A 17529-nucleotide genomic window follows, 5' to 3' on the forward strand; every position below is an offset into this window, starting at 1 on the left:
ACGCCGGAATTATTTGTCAGTTATATATACATATATGGGCGACTCGCAGTCTCTCCAATGACAAACAACTTTTTTCGGGTCAAGGCAGACGCCTTTTGAAAACAATCCTTACAATGTTGTATGTGGGGCCCGATCCCCGTGAATGATGTTACCGTTTGGCGCTACCATCTTAGTTAGATAGCAACTGAGTGCGATTAATTTATAGCCTCTTCATCAAGTTGGGCGAATTGTAGGGTCGGTTTTATATCAAGTCAATACTATAGAAGTTAATCGTTATTACTTTTAAATCTTAAAATTCATGCTGCATTGCGGCGAATCGTTGTCAAATCAAGCACTTAGCCAACTTCTTTACTTTACTTAGTTCAAACTCATAAAAAGCTAAAAAACATGAAATATTCGGATTTGAGAGATTTTATTGCTCAGCTTCAACAACAAAATGAATTAAAACAAATAGTTACGCCTGTTTCACCGTATTTGGAGATGACAGAAATCTGCGACCGCACCTTGCGCGCAGAAGGTCCTGCGCTTCTATTTACCAAGCCAAAAGGACATAGCATCCCAGTGCTGGGTAATTTATTCGGCACACCGCATCGTGTCGCGATGGGAATGGGCGCAGATAGTATTAGTGAGTTACGCAAAATCGGCCACGTTCTCTCATCGCTGAAAGAGCCAGAGCCTCCGAAAGGATTTAAAGATATTCTGGGTCTCGGGTCGCTGGTGAAAGCGGTATGGGATATGGCGCCTAAAGAAGTACGCGGGGCCAAATGCCAGGAGATAGTTTGGGAGGGTAACGATGTCGATCTGGCGAAACTGCCGATCCAGCATTGCTGGCCTGGCGATGTCGCTCCTTTAATTACCTGGGGTCTGGTGATTACCAAAGGCCCCTATAAGAAGCGCCAAAATCTGGGTATATATAGACAGCAGGTTTTAGGTCGCAACAAAGTCATCATGCGCTGGCTTGCGCATCGTGGTGGCGCTCTGGATTTTCGTGAGCACGGCATCGTCAATAAAGGTCAGCCTTATCCGATTGCTGTTGCACTCGGCGCTGATCCGGCGACCATACTTGGCGCAGTCACTCCAGTGCCTGATAGCTTGTCCGAGTACCAATTCGCAGGACTGTTGCGTGGCAGCCGTACCGAGCTGGTTAAAGCGATCGGCAGTGAGTTGCGTGTACCTGCCAGTGCCGAGATTGTGCTGGAAGGGCATATTTACCCAGATGAGTCGCATCCGACTGGCTATGAGCACGCGCTCGAAGGCCCTTACGGCGATCACACTGGTTACTATAATGAGCAAGACAGTTTTCCCGTCTTTACGATAGATCGCATCACAATGCGCCGTGATCCTATTTATCACTCAACCTATACTGGTAAACCGCCAGATGAGCCTGCGGTTCTCGGCGTGGCACTTAATGAGGTGTTTATACCTCTGCTGCAAAAACAGTTTAGTGAAATCACTGATTTCTACCTGCCGCCAGAGGGCTGTAGTTATCGAATGGCCGTAGTACAAATCAAAAAAGCCTATGCAGGCCATGCCAAACGAGTCATGTTTGGCGTCTGGAGTTTTCTGCGCCAGTTTATGTACACCAAATTCATCATTGTGGTGGATGAAGATGTGAATATCCGCGACTGGAAAGAAGTAATCTGGGCGATTACGACCAGGGTTGATCCACTGCGCGATACGACTCTGGTCGATAACACGCCGATCGATTATCTTGATTTTGCCTCACCCGTCAGCGGGCTTGGTAGCAAAATGGGATTGGATGCCACTAATAAATGGCCGGGCGAAACCAGCCGGGAGTGGGGCACTACGATACAGATGTCGACCGAAGTGAAGGCGAGGGTGGATTTGATCTGGCAGGAGTTGGGATTGTAGATTTATTCCTGCACGTCTAGGATCAAATGCAGGGCTAAGCTCGTTGGTTCCACATTTGTCGTAATCACAAAATAGTCACGCTATCATTATAGTTAGCAATCAAACCAAGTCCTCATGAGCGTCACCGTCAAACCTTTGTTATACAGTTTTCGCCGCTGCCCTTACGCCATGCGTGCCCGACTAGCGATCAAGCTCAGCGGCGTCGACGTTGACATACAAGAAGTCAGTTTGCGTAACAAACCACAAGCGATGCTTGATCATTCCCCTAAAGGCACTGTGCCTGTGTTGGTATTGACGGATGGACGAGTGATAGATCAAAGTCTGGACATCATGTGTTGGGCAATGGCACAACATCAACAACACGACACTACATTATGGTTGATGCCCGACGGTACATTGCCAAGCGAAGTACTAAACTTGATCAGTCAAAATGACAGCAGGTTTAAGTACGATCTGGATCGATATAAGTACGCTGAGCGTTTCCCAGAATACAGCGCAACAACGTATAGAGAAAGAGCCGAAGTATTCCTGCTGATATTAGATAGCCGCCTGCAACAACACCAATATTTAAGCAGCGAGCAGCTGAGTATGGCCGATCTGGCGATTTTGCCGTTTGTACGCCAATGTGCGCTGGTGGATGCCGATTGGTTTTACTCCAGCCGATACCAGCATTTGATTGCATGGTTGGATAGATTCTTGCAATCGGATTTGTTTATTGCTGTGATGGCGAAAGCGCCAACAATATCCAGCGCCAATCCGCTTGTAATTGAGTCGTCAGTGACTTAGCAATGTTAATCGTTTTGAGTAAGGCATGGCGTTAACGAAGTTGCATTGCAAACTCTAATGTGAAAAGGAGAGGGATTATTTTATTGCAGCGAGTTTATATATCTTTGTAATAATTAGTCTTATTTGATTTTTCAACTCAGCTAAACAACTGCGATTAATATTCCTGCTGTTAGTACCAAGGCTCCGGAAATTCTCTCAGTGATTAAACTATATTTTGCTTGTGTTGCCCAATGACTGGCTTTGTTTGCCAGCATGCCATAGCCCAGCAGAATAAAAAATTCTGGAATGATGGAGCATGCAGCAAGGATACTCATTTGTGGAATGATGGGTTTTTGTGGATCAATAAACTGCGGCAGAATCGCGACAAAGCCTAGCAGTGCTTTTGGATTTGTCATTTGCAGCATCACCGCTGTACTAAATATCCGTTTGCCACTTTGCGGTTTACTGTCTAATTTGCTCAAAGTAATGGGTGATGGTCTGCCAAAAATAGCGGACAAACCTAAGTACACCAGAGACGCCGCACCGATATATTTGATCGCCATAAACACCTTGGGCGAAGCTAATATGAGTGATCCTAGGCCAGTTGCTGAGACGGCAAAATAAATAGCATTGCCAGTCAAAATCCCCAAAGTGACGAAGAGAGAAATACGCCATCCGCGTGCCATGCCATAGGCAACGACCATCATAACGGCGGGTCCTGGAGATAAAGAGAGTGCTGCCTCAGTCGCAGCGAATAGTAGCCAGTTGTCCATATAATATTTTTCTGTATTGGCTTAACAATGTGGCTTCAGCATTTCTGGCGGAACCCTCTCCCGTAAGCGGGAGAGGGGGGTGATCTCAGTCTGCTTACACTTAGGATTTTATAAAATCAAACAAGGCTGTCAGCACTGCATCGCCTTGTTCTGCCATCAGCGAGTGTCCGCAATTTTCTATCAATGTCGTTTTGCTGTGCGGGATCGCAGTGCGTAGCGTAGCTGCCGCTTTGGGCGGCGTCATCATGTCTTTTTTTCCTAAAACAAATAGGGTTGGACAGCTAACCGCCTGCGCCGCCTGCTCACCGTTAGCATAGGCATTGCATGCTGAAAAATCGGTATAAAAGACTTTATCGGGATTGATCTTGGAAATACGTTGCATCAGACGCTGGCTGCCGCCCATGACATAAAATCCCGGCCCAGGGCAAGATGGTTTATGCGCGATGGAACTATGGGACCAGATATTCACCATATCGATGGCGGTCTGCTCCTCGTCGCGTGCAGCATTGAGTAAGGTGTCTGATACCTTCATCGGATAGGCAGTACCGATGAGGGCTAATTTACTGACTTTTGCCGGCGCGCGTGCGCTAGTTTCTAAGGCAATCAGAGACCCCATGCTGTGACCAACCAGCATTGCTTGCTGCACGCCAGCGGCATCTAACAAGGTGATCAGCCAATCTGCCATTTGTTCGACTGTCGTCAGCGCCGCACCTTTGCTGCGACCATGTCCGGGCAGATCAACTGCCAGAACATTAAAGCCGTGATGAGCAATGTAACGGGTTTGCAATGCCCACACGGAATGGTCGTTTTGTGCGCCATGGAGGAAGACCACGGTTGCTTGCTCTGGATTGAATTGTTTGCCGCCTGTGTAACAGTATGCGATGTGGTCATGAACGGTGAGTAGCATCTCAGGCTCCTTTCTGAGCAGCTTTTAAGCCGCGCGCCAAGTCTTCAATCAAATCATCGACGTTTTCTAATCCTATCGATAAGCGCATGGTTCCCTCGGTAATGCCGGAGGCGATCAATTGTTCTGCCGGGACGCGGAAGTGCGTCGTTGACGCGGGATGAATCACAAGTGATTTGGCATCACCGACATTAGCCAGATGCGAGAATAAATTTAAAGATTCGACAAAGCGCTGACCAGCGGCGCGGTTACCCTTGATGCTGAACGAGAATACGGCACCACAACCTTTGGGTAGCAAGGTTTTCGCTAGTTCGTAATCGGGATGTGATTCTAGTTCTGGATACGAGACCGATTCAACCGCCGGATGGGCGACTAAAAATTCGACGACTTTGCGGGTGTTGGCAACATGCCTGTCCATGCGTAGGCCGAGTGTTTCTATCCCTTGCAGAATAGCAAAGGCATTGTGCGGGCTCATGCTGGCACCAAAGTCACGCAAACCCTCACGCCGTGCGCGTAATGAGAAGGCGGCGACGGTGGATTCTTCTGAAAAAACCATGCCGTGAAAACCATCATAAGGCTCGCACAGCTCGGCAAAATGTCCGGTTTTTTCATACGCTTGTTGCCAGTCGAAAGTGCCGCCATCAACCAGTAAGCCACCGATCGCCGTACCGTGACCACATAAGAACTTGGTTGCCGAATGGAATACCAGATCAGCGCCATGATCAAATGGGCGCAGTAGATAAGGCGTCGTGAAGGTGGAGTCCAGCATCAATGGCAAATAATGGCTGTGAGCGATTTCTGCGACCGCCGCAATATTCAAGACATCCAGGCCGGGATTGCCCAAGGTTTCTGCAAACAGCACTTTAGTATTAGGGCGAATAGCCGCACGCCATGCATCCAGATTGCGAGGGTCAACAAAGGTCGTCTCTATGCCAAAGCGCTTCATCGTGTAAGCCAGCAAGTTTTGCGAACCACCATACAGGGCGCGTGAGGCTACTACGTGGGAGCCTGCGCCGGCAATCGTTGCGAGGCCTAAATGCATGGCGGCCTGGCCGCTAGCAACCGCAATCCCAGCGACACCACCTTCCAATGCGGCAATACGTTCTTCTAGCACGGCATTGGTCGGGTTAGAGATACGGGAGTAAACATGACCAGCGCGTTCCATATTGAATAAGGATGCCGCATGGTCAGAATCTTTAAAGACAAACGAGGATGTCAGATAAATTGGGGTTGCACGTGCGCCGGTTACCGGGTCTGGTGCCGCGCCAGCGTGCAGGGAAAGAGTGTCAAAGCCGTGGTATTTTGGACCGCTCATGATGTTGTTGTTCTCCTGATTTTTAGTGTGCTAATGCTACCATCGAAACACCGATGTTTGGGATGCGCTTGCGACCCTGTTCTGCTATGAAAATGAAGCGGTTTGCTTGAAATTGTTATGCTTTCGTGCAAATTAGTTGGCATCTGTGCTGGATTTTTTGCGATGCTTGCGATACATTGAACATACAACATCAAATGTGCTGGCCAATCTCGCGTTCGTTGGCACAAAAAATTAAACATCAGTCAATGTCAACTGATGACAAAGAGGAGAGCGGTATGAAAGTCTCAGAAATTCTTCAGGTAAAAGGCAATATTCTTTACACCATTACTCCCGATACTCCGATTTCAGAAGCGGTCAGTGTGATGGAAGAAAAGGATATTGGTTCGCTGGTGGTGATGGAGTACGGCGATTTGTCCGGCATCCTTACTTTCCGTGAAGTGATCCGTGCGATCCATGCCAATAATGGCTCGTTAGGTAACGGCACTGTGCGCAAATATATGGATGATCATCCATTGACCGTTACTCCAGATACCGAGGTCAATGAAGTACGCCGCATGATGCTGGAAAAACATTCCCGCTACTTGCCAGTGATGAATGCGAAAACACTGCTAGGTATTATTTCCTTCTACGACGTGGCAAGAGCAGTGCTCGAAGCGCAAAGCTTTGAGAACAAAATGCTGAAAGCGTATATCCGCGATTGGCCAGTAGAACAGCAGGAAGAATAATGACTCTGCGGATCGACGCAAAACCGCCTTTGCGGCGTGATTTGGCGGTGCAGTACTTTTTGTATTGCCGCCGCCGACGTGCGTTGCAGGGACAATTTTTCGTCACTCCCTCAGTTCAAGCCTTGCTCAGTTTGTCGCAATTTTTTAATATCCGTACAGAATAAAACGACGCCTGCAGATGTGATTTGCGGGCGTTTTCTTTTGCTCAAATTTTTGAAGGAACTATATGCAAATCGCCGTCGTTGGAGCAGGATTAGCAGGACTCACTGTCGCCCGTCAATTACAGTCACAAGGTCATCATGTGACGGTGTACGAGAAAAGCCGTGGTGTCAGCGGGCGTATGAGTACACGGATGACAGAGTTGGGAGGTTTTGATCATGGCGCACAGTATTTCACTGCGACTTCGGATCGCTTTAAAAAAGAGATTAACGATTGGCGCAAATTAGGTTGGGTTGTGCCTTGGGAAAGTAAGCTAGTGACGCTGGATCATGGTCTGAGTAAGCCAACTGGGAACTCCGCCAAACGATATGTCGCGGTTCCCGGGATGAGTTCTTTGGGTAAGCAACTGGCACATGGTCTGGATATTCGCACCGAGCAGCAAGTGGTTGCGATTGTGCCTTTCGAAAAACAATGGATACTATCGATCAAATCCGACATGGTGCCTGTCCCGGCATCGGCAGGGCCTTTTGATGCGGTACTGCTGGCGATTCCGCCAGAGCAGGCAACACCTTTGCTGCAAGTGGCTCCTGCCATGGCGAAGCAAACTGCCAAAGTTCATCTGGCACCGTGCTGGACGTTAATGCTGGGTTTTCAGACTCCGCTCAATTTGCCGTATGAAGGCGCCTGGGTCAGTAATTCACGCCTGGGCTGGATCGCCAGCGACACTGCTAAACCATCACATCGGGTGGGCGAGCGTTGGGTTTGTCATGCGACGCAAGAGTGGAGCATAGAACATCTGGAAGATGATAACGAGCGTGCCAAAGAGAAGTTGTCCAAGGCTTTTCATGAGGCAACGGGATCATTGATACAGCCAATCCATGCCGTCGCCCATCGCTGGCGTTATGCGCAAGCAGTGGAGCCGATGGCAGAAGATTGCTTATGGAATGCGAAACAGGGGATAGGCGTGTGCGGCGACTGGTTTGCAGCAGGGTTGGCCGGATCAGGACGTGTTGAGAATGCCTTCACCAGTGCATTGGCACTAGCGAGTAAATTTTCCGCTGCTTAGCCCTTGGGGTCGATAAAAAAAGGGGAGTATAGGCGTAAACCATGGTTAATGTCCATATTATATATGGACGTTTAAAAATACAGTGAGTAGTATATTTTTGAATGATTTGTAAGAATTTGTCGTTTCTGGGTCATAGAAACGACAAATTGGTTTTCTGATTTTGGGGATGCCTTAGTGGTGATTCAGTGCGGTTTCGGTTTGGTTGCCTAGGCGCTTCGACAGAGTTATTTACCTAGACGTCCTAGCCAGCGAGCTAGTCTGCCCGGATTGTAAAGCGTCCAGGTTTTTTTGATACCGACCGGCACATGCCACAATGCCACCGTGCCAGCGCGGAAAAATGCCGTATCGCCCTCCTTTAAGGTGAAGTGCTGGCCGAGATAATCAATCTCCACGCCGCCACTCAACACATAAATCGACTCGTCCAATTGGTAATGCCATTCAAATGTAGATGGTCCTTCTGCTTCAAAAATACCTGAGCTGGAACTGCCATCTGTCGCCGCTGAAAACTCAACGGCTTTAAAATTGGGTTTGCCCGACTTGACCCAACTAGGATCGACCGCAAATGCTTGAATCGGCATGCTAACGGTGCTACTGGTCGCAGGCGCTACATGCGTTACATAGGCGACGGCACCGTAAATAGCGACACCGATGACACCGGCGAATATTCCTGCGATCCCGTATTTGAATGATTTGTTCATGTTGTCGTCATCCTTTCGCCTGTTTGTAAACGCCATAATGACGCATAGCCGCCATTGAGCGCCAGCAATTGTTCATGCGTGCCGCTTTCAACGATCTCACCCGATTCTAAGAGATAGATGCAATCAGCCTGACGAATTGTCGATAAGCGATGTGCAATCACGATGGTTGTGCGGTTGCGACTGACGACATCCAAACTGCGTTGGATCGCGGCTTCAGTTTCATTATCGACCGCGCTAGTCGCCTCATCCAAAATAAGGATAGGCGGATTTTTTAAAATTGCTCTTGCCAATGCTAGACGCTGACGCTGACCGCCAGACAATTTTTGGCCGCGCTCACCGATGCGGGTGGCAAATCCTAACGGCAGTTTGTTGATAAATTCAGTCGCCTCCGCCGCTTGTGCTGCATCAGCAATGGCTTGTTCTGATATGTCACTCAGACCATACGCAATATTCTCGGCAATCGTACCATCGGTTAAAAAACTATCCTGTGCCACATAGCCAATCGAACGCCGCAAGTCTTGTAAGTTGATATCATTAATCGGCTGATTATCCAGCAAAATCCGTCCCGACTGTGATTCATAAAAACGTAATAGCAGTTTCACTAAAGTTGATTTGCCCGATCCAGTTGACCCGACAAACGCCACTGTTTTGCCTGCAGGAATATGCAGGTTGATATTCTTCAGCGTGGTCGTGTCACCATAGGCAAAGCCGAGCTCTTCAAAGCGTAATTCACCTTGGACCTGATGCGGTGGCAAATGCGCACCCTCATAAGTAATCTTGATCGGCGTGTTCAGTAAATTCATCGCACGATCAATTGCAGACATAGATCGCTGATACATATCGGCGACATCTGCCAAACCGGTCATTGGCCATAGCAAACGCTGGGTTAAAAATACGAGCACAGAATAAGCACCTACTGCCAGTTGCCCGTGAATTGTCAGCCAGCCGCCATACACCAAGGTCGCGGTAAAACCTGCCAGAATCGCCATCCGTATGACAGGTGTGATAGCGGAATTTATTGCGATCGCACGACCATTCGCATCGCGATAGGCGTTACTGGCTTGGGCAATATGGGCGCTTTCAAAATTCTCTGTAGCAAAGGCTTTGATGGTGGCGAGTCCGAGCAGATTATTATTCAGGCGCGCACTGACGTCACCTGCTGCTTCACGCACTTCTGCATAACGCGGTGCTAAGCGTTTTTGGAACCAGAATGCGCCGATCAAAATGGCTGGCACGGGTAGCAAAGAAATGATGGCCAGCGAAGGTTGCAAGGCGAAGAATACGGCACTGACCATTACAGAGGAGCAGATCACCTGAATGATCTGATTAGCACCGCCATTTAAAAAGCGTTCCATTTGATTGATGTCTTCATTTAATATCGACATCAGATTGCCGGTGCGCTGATTCTCGAAATACGCCATCTCCAGTTTTTGCACATGGTCGTAAGTATCTAGTCGCAAGTCATGCTGCAAATTTTGGGCAAGTTTGCGCCATTTCAGGCAGAGCAGATATTCAAACCAGGACTCTCCACCCCATACAATTACATTCACAATACCTAGCAAGACTAATTGATGCCAGGTATCGACGACACCAAAGCTACCCAGAACTTTTTTTGCTAAAAAGCTTTTATCGCCGTTGACGACAATATCCACAGCAACGCCAATCAGGACTTCTGGCAAGACATCAAAAAATTTATTCAGAATCGAATATAGTGTCGCCAGACGAAGATCAGTACGGTATTTTTTTGAATAGCTAAGTAGTTTTTTGAGCGGGTGTGTGGGTGTCGTGCCTGCAGTTGCTGTCATTGGAGTTTTTGTCATAGCGTTCGATCAATTTGACGACGGGTTTTGCAAATGAAGCAAAATAAAAAGGGACTGCAAATTTTACAGTCCCTGAGGATTTCTAGCTTACAGCACGATTATTCTTCGCGACGCAGATGCGGGAACAAAATCACATCACGGATATTCGGCGAGTCAGTGATCAACATCATCAAACGATCAATACCAATGCCGCAACCGCCGGTTGGTGGCAAGCCGTATTCCAATGCGCGGATGTAATCTGCATCGTAATACATGGCTTCTTCGTCACCAGCGTCTTTTGCTGCTACCTGCGCCTGGAAGCGTGCCGCCTGATCTTCCGCATCGTTTAACTCAGAGAAGCCGTTAGCGATTTCACGACCAGTCATGAATAACTCAAAACGCTCAGTGATACCAGCAACGGTATCAGAGGCGCGTGCTAATGGCGACACTTCAACTGGATAGTCGATGATGTAGGTCGGCTCCCAAAGTTGTGCTTCTGCTGTTTCTTCAAACAAAGCTAGCTGCAATGCCCCCAGACCTGCAGTCGCAAACGGTTTTACGCCAAACTTGAGCAATTCTGTTTTGATGAAGTCAGCATCATGCAGTTGTTCATTGGTGTAATGCGGTGCATATTTGTTGATCGCGCCGACAATGGTCAAGCGTTGGAAAGGCTTACTCAGATCCAGCTCTTTACCTTGGTATGTTAGGACTGCTGTGCCATGCGCATCCTCTGCGGCCTTACGGATGACTTGCTCAGTAAAATCCATCAGCCATTTGTAGTCAACATAGGCCGCGTAAAATTCCATCATGGTGAATTCTGGATTATGACGCGGCGAGACACCTTCATTACGGAAGTTACGGTTGACCTCAAATACACGGTCAAAACCGCCGACCACCAGACGCTTCAGATACAGTTCTGGCGCGATGCGCAGATACATTTGCATGTCGAGTGCGTTGTGATGTGTGATGAAAGGTTTCGCCGCGGCACCGCCAGGGATGACGTGCAACATTGGTGTTTCTACTTCCATAAATTCATTGCTGATCATGAAATTACGGATCGAAGTCATTGCAGCGGTACGCGCTTTAAATGTGCGGCGCGTTTCCTCGCTCATGATCAGATCAACATACCGTTGACGATATTTCGTCTCTTGATTAGCCAGTCCATGGAATTTATCCGGAAGAGGGCGCAGTGATTTAGTCAGCAAGCGTAATGTCGTGACTTTGATCGTCAGCTCATCAGTCTTGGTTTTAAAGAGCGTACCTTCGATACCTAAAATATCACCCAGATCGTAGTGGCGGAAGGCATCCATCTCGACTTCGCCAGTTTTGTCGGAGGTGACGTACAACTGAATACGACCATCTGCCTTAATGCCAGAGGCATCTTGTAGAGTAGCGAAGGCAGCTTTTTTGCCAGCCTCGCGCTTTAGCATCATACGACCAGCAACCACCACCGTAATATTCAACTCCTCCAGCTCTTCACGCGTCGTCGCGCCATATTGCGCTTGTAAAGCAGCAGCTTTATGTTGCGGACGGAAGTCATTTGGGAAAGCAACACCTTGTTTGCGAATGGCATCTAACTTTACACGACGCTCGGTGATGATGGAGTGTTCATCGACTACGACTTCTGCCGGTACTGCGTTATGAGTTTGGTCTGACATGAAATTTCTCTCAGTATGTAATTTATTTACTTATCCGTAGCTGGAAAATTCAGTGATGGACTTTGCTATCACCAAATTTGCGCTTAGCTTGTGCTGAATTTGCACTAGATTGGCACTAGATTTAGACGCCTTGCTTGAGTGAGGCCGCGATAAAGTCATCCAGATCACCATCCAGAACTGCTTTGGTGTTGCCCATTTCAAAGTTGGTACGCAAATCTTTGATGCGGGATTGATCCAGTACGTAGGAACGAATTTGATGACCCCAGCCGACGTCGGTTTTAGTGTCTTCCAGATTTTGTTTTTCGCTCATACGTTTGCGCAATTCCAGCTCAAACAATTTGGCTTTCAACATCTCCCAGGCTTCTGCGCGGTTACGATGCTGACTTCGATCGTTCTGGCACTGGACTACGATACCGGATGGGCCATGTGTTAAACGCACTGCGGAGTCGGTCTTATTAATATGCTGACCACCCGCACCGGAGGCGCGATAGGTATCCACACGAACATCAGCAGGATTGATATCAATTTCAAACGATTCATCTACTTCAGGGTAGACAAACAAGCTGGAGAAAGAAGTGTGGCGACCGTTAGCAGAGTCAAATGGTGATTTGCGAACCAGGCGATGCACGCCAGTTTCTGTGCGCAAAAATCCGTAAGCGTATTCGCCTTCCACCTTCAGCGTTGCGGTCTTGATACCGGCAACCTCACCATCAGATTGTTCCAGAATCTCGACCTTAAAACCTTTACGTTCGCAATACCGCAAATACTGACGCAGCAGCATCGACGCCCAGTCTTGTGCTTCAGTACCGCCAGCACCAGCTTGTATATCGATAAAGCAATTGTTGGGGTCCATGGGATTATTAAACATCCGGCGGAACTCCATGCCTTCGACTAAGCCTTTGAGTATTTCCGCATCCGCTTCGATGGCTTCTAAGGTGTCGTCGTCACTCTCTTCGCGTGCCATAGCGAATAAGTCGGTGGCATCACGCAAATCGATATCGATTTTAGTCAGCGTATGAACGATGGCTTCAAGGGATTTTTTTTCTTTGCCCAATTCTTGGGCACGCTTTGGTTCTTCCCAGACTTTGGGATCTTCCAACTCGGCGTTGACTTGCTCTAGTTTCTCTGACTTGACATCGAAGTCAAAGATACCTCCGAAGTTCGGCTTCACGACCAGTCAGGTCGATAAGCAGGGCGGACAGGCTATTGAGGCGTTCGGCTTCCATATTTTTCTTCTAAAGTATTTAAATCAAACCCTAGATTATACCCGAGGGGGAGCTTGATCTAATTTAGATTGCTGAGGATTCAAACCGAAAAACACGGCCTACATCTGATCATTAGTAATAAGATAATTGATTGGCAATAGGACGGTTTACGGTTAACAGAACCGTTCATAGTTATTTTAAGATCTAAAGTCAGGCTTAGCTAATAAAGTTCTGTTAATGCAGTTCTGTACTAAATAATTCCATCATTACCAGACCGACTTGATTTCGGTTGGTTTGTTATTTCTGTGACTTTCAAACCATTTTGACAAATGATCTTTAAAGCAGCTCGGGCAAATATGATATTGAGTTTGAGTCGATTGCCCACCACTGGCGAGAGAGACTTCTTCGTATAACTGGATTGTAGTGGTGACTTTTTGGCTTTCTTCACTACTCCAGTCCTCATCCCATTTAGATTCTGCGCCGCAGACATCGCAAGTCAATTTTTCAAATACTTCTTCTGTATGTTCTAGTATCAAAACCGTTTTCATGTGCTTCATGCTGATCTCCATGTTAGGTATGTAAAAATTATGGTGTTCGTCCTCTATATCGTTATATCTGCAACTATTATAGGATAGCTACGCTTTTGTAAAATATAGTAATTTTAGATATTAGTGAAAAGTATTCAGTATGATTAGAAAGATATTACATTCAAACTTATGATGAGATTTGTTGTAAATCAGTCCATGTGTCGCAAAAATAATTTAGTCATGCGTATCAGTTTGTGAGATATTTTGAAGCCTATTAAGGATGATTGCTTGGGAACGCAGACCAAAAAGATGAAAACAATTTTTACTATCATCCTAGCGGTTACTAGCGGGCTTGTTTTTTCAAGCGTGCACGCAGAGATATATACGTGCAAAGACGCGGCGGGGCATTTGCTCACATCTGATCGTCCTATACCCGAGTGCGCAAATCGCTCCATGTTTGTAAGAAAAACGCTTGGCCAAAATCCACGCGAGATTCCGGCGCCTCTGACGCCAGAAGAGCGGCGCAAGGCGGATGAAGAACAAGAAAAACAAAAATCTGAAATGTTGCTAGAGGAGCAGCAGAAAAGAGAAGATCAACATCTCTTGGCAAATTATAAAAGTGAGAGCGATATTGAATTGGCTAGACAAAGATCACTTGAATTCGTTAAAGAAAAAATTCGCGCTGGTAATGATCAGATTAAAGCTATCGCTGTCATGCAGGCTGAATTTCAGAGCGAGCAGCAACGTAATGCTAAAAAATCGACTGAACAAAATGTAGATTTACAAAGACGTTCTGGTCAATTATCTTTGGCTAGTAAAAATGCACAGTCTACAGTAGCGGAATATGAGGCGGAGCGTACTCGTATCAATACCCAGTTTGATGAGATTTTAAAACGGTATCGCGAGATTGTTCAGAAGCGTAAAGGCGGTGGGAAATCATCAAGCTAGTTTGTCTTGATAGACGTTCGGAGCGAAGCCCTTTCAGCTAAGACTGAAGGGGCTTCTTTCATTCTGTGCGACGTATTTATTCCGATGTTTTTACTTACGTCCGGCCTTAGCCGCAGCCGGCTTAGTTTTGGCAGAGCGAAATGCCAATGCCGGGCGCGCTGACGATGTACTGATAGTATTAATGCTGTTTTTTGAGGCAGTTATTTTGTCAGTCACCCCTCGTGCTACTGCAGCTGGTTTTTTACCAAAGGTATTCATTTTTGGTGCTGCGATACGGCGGCCATTGCTGACGCCGACATCCTTAATTGGCACCACCGGTGCACGTGGCGGTATCAGATGTCTGTCGCTACTGCCAATCAGGTCGCCACGTCCCATGCGTAGTAAGCCTTCTTTCACAATTTCCCAATTCTCTGGCGCTTGGTAGCGTAAGAGTGCTTTATGGAATTTACGTACTTTACCTGAGCGAGCGGTTTCCACAATTTCCGAGTTTTCGTCCACTTTTTTCAGTGGATTTTTACGGGTGTGATACATCGTCGTCGCAAGCGCCATCGGCGTTGGCATAAAGGTCTGAACCTGATCGAGCTTAAAGTCGTTTTTCTTCAGCCACAACGCGAGGTTGACCATATCTTCATCGGTGGTGCCAGGATGTGCCGCGATGAAATAGGGGATCAGATATTGTTCTTTGCCTGCTTCTTTTGAATATTTTTGGAACATCGCCTTAAATTCGTCATAAGCACCAATCCCGGGCTTCATCATTTTGGATAAAGTATTCGCTTCGGTATGCTCTGGCGCGATTTTTAGCAAGCCGCCGACATGGTGCGTGACCAATTCTTTGACGTACTCTGGCGAACGCACTGCCAAGTCGTAGCGCAGACCCGAACTGATCAACACTTTCTTGATGCCAGGGACAGCTCGCGCTTTGCGATAAAGTGAAATCAGTTTGCTGTGATCGGTTCCCAGATTGCTGCAAATGCCCGGGTACACGCAAGATAAACGACGACAGGATTCTTCTATCGTTTTATCTTTGCAGGCTAAGCGATACATATTGGCAGTTGGTCCACCCATGTCAGAAATCGTTCCGGTGAAGCCCTTAGTCTTATCGCGGATTTCTTCAATTTCACGCAAGATAGAGGGCTCGGAGCGACTTTGTATAATCCGGCCTTCATGCTCTGTAATCGAACAGAAAGTACAGCCACCAAAACAACCGCGCATGATGTTGATGGAGAAACGGATCATCTCCCATGCAGGAATGCGCGCCTTGCCATAACTAGGATGAGGGGCACGTGCATAGGCACGGTCAAATACGCCATCCATCTCATCCATTGCCAGTGGCAGCGGTGGCGGATTAAGCCAGACATCACGTTCGCCATGTCCCTGGATTAAGGATTTTGCATTGCCCGGATTGGCTTCCAGATGGAAGACGCGGGAGGCATGTGCATACATCACAGGATCTTCTGACACTGATTCATACGATGGCAAACGGATTGCGGTTTTGTGCAATTTTTCCCTCAGCATCGCTTGTCGTTCTTCACGACTCATGATGCGTATCGCTTGCTGTTGAACGACGTCCTTGGGTACGGCTTGTTCTGCAGTTTTATCTGCAATTTTGGTTTCGCATGAAGAGGCGTTTTCAGGCGCCATGTAATACGGGTCAGGATGCGGCTCGACTTTGCCGGGTGTATCGATACGGGTGGAATTGATTTCAGTCCAGTCATCTGATGGCAACCAGCCGCGCGGCACCATAAATGCAGTACCACGTAAATCACGAATTTCTTTAATCGATTCACCCGCAGCAAGACGATGGGTTAAATCTACTAGCGCGCGCTCGGCATTGCCAAACAACAGAATGTCCGCTTTAGAGTCAGGCAAAACAGACCGTTTTACTTTATCGGACCAATAATCGTAATGGGCAATCCGGCGCAAACTCGCCTCAATACTGCCAATCACGACATTCACACCGGGAAAAGCTTCACGCACGCGCTGTGAATACACAACCACTGCGCGGTCTGGCCGTTTGGTGGAATCGCCATCTGGTGTGTAGGCATCTTCAGAACGAATTTTGCGATCTGCCGTATAGCGATTCACCATCGAATCCATGTTGCCCGCAGTAATCCCAAAATATAAATTAGGCTTGCCTAGTACACGGAAATCATCGGCAGAATGCCAATCCGGCTGGCTGATAATCCCAACGCGAAATCCCTGCTGTTCCAACAAGCGACCCACTAATGCCATGCCAAAACTTGGGTGATCAATGTATGCGTCACCGGTCACCAAAATAACGTCACAACTATCCCAACCCAGCGTATCCATTTCGGCACGTGACATCGGTAAAAAAGGAGCAGCCTTGGCTCCGCCAACATCAGGGCGGAAGCGAGGGAAGGAGAAGAGGTTTTTTGGCGCGGTTTTCATGCGTGCGATTGTACCTGAAAACCTAAGAATACGTTGCGCTGAATATCTTTAAGTTGATGATTTTGTTACGTTTTTTCTATATGTGATTTTGATCGGGCTGTAATTGCCGGATTTCTTTTTCAAGCTGACGAATGCGTTGATCACGTCGTTCAATTTCCGCATCCACATACGCTGCTTCGTAGCGGACAGGAATATGTTGATGGCAATTTGCATCCCATGCAGTTACCTTAAACATCATCACCCTCTCGGCTCGTGCCTTATAGTCATCCGGCATCAATGTCGACAAAAGCGCTGGATCTTCTTCGATCACTGTCGCTTCTCCCCATATTTTTACCCTTTGCTGTTGTGCGTAATCGATCAAAAACAACTGAGCTTTGGCGTTTTCGCTTAGATTGCCTTGGCTAATAAACTGCCTGTTTCCCGCAAAGTCAGCAAACGCAATCGTGTGCTCATCCAGCACCCGTAAAAAACCCGCAGGGCCACCGCGATGTTGAATATATGGTTGACCTTCTGCATTTGCGGTTGCCAAAAAAATACTAACTTGCGCCTCAATAAAAAATTTCAGCTCCTTGGTAATTATCGACTGCCAACCTGATCCGTTTTCCATTCTGGCATATGCCGAGCGCGACCCCATGCGGCTTTGCAGTGCCTTGACCGCCGGTGTGAAAACGATATCGCTCACATGCTTAATACTATTATTCATTAC

16 protein-coding genes are annotated in these 17529 nt (G+C 47.5%); 6 read left to right on the forward strand and 10 right to left on the reverse strand.

Annotated elements, in window-relative coordinates:
- Window positions 1-387 precede the first annotated feature (387 nt).
- Both ubiD and AAKU61_RS04050 read left to right on the forward strand, forming a co-directional pair.
- Window positions 388-1872 carry a 4-hydroxy-3-polyprenylbenzoate decarboxylase gene (ubiD, locus tag AAKU61_RS04045; protein ID WP_354329853.1) on the forward strand — a complete coding sequence of 495 codons (1485 nt, stop codon included), beginning with the start codon at window positions 388-390 and terminating at the stop codon, window positions 1870-1872.
- A gap of 114 nt (window positions 1873-1986) precedes the next feature.
- Window positions 1987-2658 (forward strand): glutathione S-transferase, encoded by a 672-nt coding sequence (locus AAKU61_RS04050; protein WP_354329855.1) that lies wholly within the window; start codon window positions 1987-1989, stop codon window positions 2656-2658.
- Window positions 2659-2798: 140 nt separating this feature from the next.
- Here the strand turns inward: AAKU61_RS04050 and AAKU61_RS04055 are convergent, their stop codons facing one another.
- The 3 genes from AAKU61_RS04055 to AAKU61_RS04065 all read right to left on the reverse strand — a co-directional run bounded on the left by AAKU61_RS04055 (window position 2799) and on the right by AAKU61_RS04065 (window position 5629).
- Complete coding sequence (locus tag AAKU61_RS04055; protein ID WP_354329857.1) at window positions 2799-3410, reverse strand: LysE family translocator; 612 nt, start codon at window positions 3408-3410, stop codon at window positions 2799-2801.
- 100 nt (window positions 3411-3510) lie between these two features.
- Window positions 3511-4317 carry an alpha/beta fold hydrolase gene (locus AAKU61_RS04060; RefSeq protein WP_354329859.1) on the reverse strand — a complete coding sequence of 269 codons (807 nt, stop codon included), beginning with the start codon at window positions 4315-4317 and terminating at the stop codon, window positions 3511-3513.
- Window position 4318: 1 nt separating this feature from the next.
- Entirely contained in the window at window positions 4319-5629 is a 1311-nt protein-coding gene (locus AAKU61_RS04065) for an O-acetylhomoserine aminocarboxypropyltransferase (RefSeq protein ID WP_354329861.1), read from the reverse strand.
- Window positions 5630-5904: 275 nt separating this feature from the next.
- Between AAKU61_RS04065 and AAKU61_RS04070 the strand changes: the two genes are divergently transcribed.
- The 3 genes from AAKU61_RS04070 to AAKU61_RS04080 all read left to right on the forward strand — a co-directional run bounded on the left by AAKU61_RS04070 (window position 5905) and on the right by AAKU61_RS04080 (window position 7579).
- Complete coding sequence (locus tag AAKU61_RS04070) at window positions 5905-6354, forward strand: CBS domain-containing protein (RefSeq protein ID WP_322118398.1); 450 nt, start codon at window positions 5905-5907, stop codon at window positions 6352-6354.
- Window positions 6354-6518 carry a hypothetical protein gene (locus tag AAKU61_RS04075; protein ID WP_354329863.1) on the forward strand — a complete coding sequence of 55 codons (165 nt, stop codon included), beginning with the start codon at window positions 6354-6356 and terminating at the stop codon, window positions 6516-6518. Before AAKU61_RS04070 ends, AAKU61_RS04075 begins: the two co-directional genes overlap by 1 nt.
- Before the next feature lie 62 nt (window positions 6519-6580).
- Complete coding sequence (locus AAKU61_RS04080; RefSeq protein WP_354329865.1) at window positions 6581-7579, forward strand: NAD(P)/FAD-dependent oxidoreductase; 999 nt, start codon at window positions 6581-6583, stop codon at window positions 7577-7579.
- A gap of 224 nt (window positions 7580-7803) precedes the next feature.
- Here AAKU61_RS04080 and AAKU61_RS04085 read toward each other — a convergent pair whose 3' ends face one another.
- The 5 genes from AAKU61_RS04085 to AAKU61_RS04105 form a co-directional block, all read right to left on the reverse strand.
- Entirely contained in the window at window positions 7804-8277 is a 474-nt protein-coding gene (locus tag AAKU61_RS04085) for a cupin domain-containing protein (RefSeq protein ID WP_354329867.1), read from the reverse strand.
- Window positions 8274-10097, reverse strand: coding sequence for an ABC transporter ATP-binding protein (locus AAKU61_RS04090; RefSeq protein WP_354329869.1), 1824 nt, complete (start codon window positions 10095-10097; stop codon window positions 8274-8276). Before AAKU61_RS04090 ends, AAKU61_RS04085 begins: the two co-directional genes overlap by 4 nt.
- A gap of 98 nt (window positions 10098-10195) precedes the next feature.
- Window positions 10196-11734, reverse strand: coding sequence for a lysine--tRNA ligase (lysS, locus tag AAKU61_RS04095; RefSeq protein WP_354329871.1), 1539 nt, complete (start codon window positions 11732-11734; stop codon window positions 10196-10198).
- 121 nt (window positions 11735-11855) lie between these two features.
- Window positions 11856-12960 (reverse strand): peptide chain release factor 2 gene (prfB, locus tag AAKU61_RS04100; RefSeq protein ID WP_354329873.1). Its coding sequence is split into 2 segments (ribosomal slippage): window positions 11856-12878 and window positions 12880-12960, totalling 1104 coding nucleotides; the frame shifts between segments, so codons are not numbered across the junction.
- Between the two features lie 245 nt (window positions 12961-13205).
- The gene (locus AAKU61_RS04105) at window positions 13206-13496 is read right to left on the reverse strand and encodes a hypothetical protein (RefSeq protein WP_354329875.1); all 291 of its coding nucleotides are present in this window, start codon (window positions 13494-13496) and stop codon (window positions 13206-13208) included.
- Window positions 13497-13754: 258 nt separating this feature from the next.
- On the opposite strand from AAKU61_RS04105, the gene AAKU61_RS04110 reads away from it, so the two are divergent.
- Window positions 13755-14414: a DUF4124 domain-containing protein gene (locus AAKU61_RS04110; RefSeq protein ID WP_354329877.1), complete on the forward strand. Its 660-nt coding sequence runs from the start codon at window positions 13755-13757 to the stop codon at window positions 14412-14414.
- 90 nt (window positions 14415-14504) lie between these two features.
- On the opposite strand, the gene AAKU61_RS04115 is transcribed toward AAKU61_RS04110, so the two are convergent.
- Both AAKU61_RS04115 and AAKU61_RS04120 read right to left on the reverse strand, forming a co-directional pair.
- A complete protein-coding gene (locus tag AAKU61_RS04115; protein WP_354329879.1) occupies window positions 14505-16823 on the reverse strand; it encodes a YgiQ family radical SAM protein in 2319 nt (772 codons plus the stop codon).
- Between the two features lie 76 nt (window positions 16824-16899).
- Window positions 16900-17526 (reverse strand): pyridoxamine 5'-phosphate oxidase family protein, encoded by a 627-nt coding sequence (locus AAKU61_RS04120; RefSeq protein WP_354329881.1) that lies wholly within the window; start codon window positions 17524-17526, stop codon window positions 16900-16902.
- Between the last annotated feature and the right edge of the window lie 3 nt (window positions 17527-17529).

It is taken from the genome of Undibacterium sp. GrIS 1.2 (genome assembly GCF_040544435.1).
In the GTDB taxonomy this organism is placed as follows: Bacteria; Pseudomonadota; Gammaproteobacteria; order Burkholderiales; family Burkholderiaceae_D; genus Undibacterium.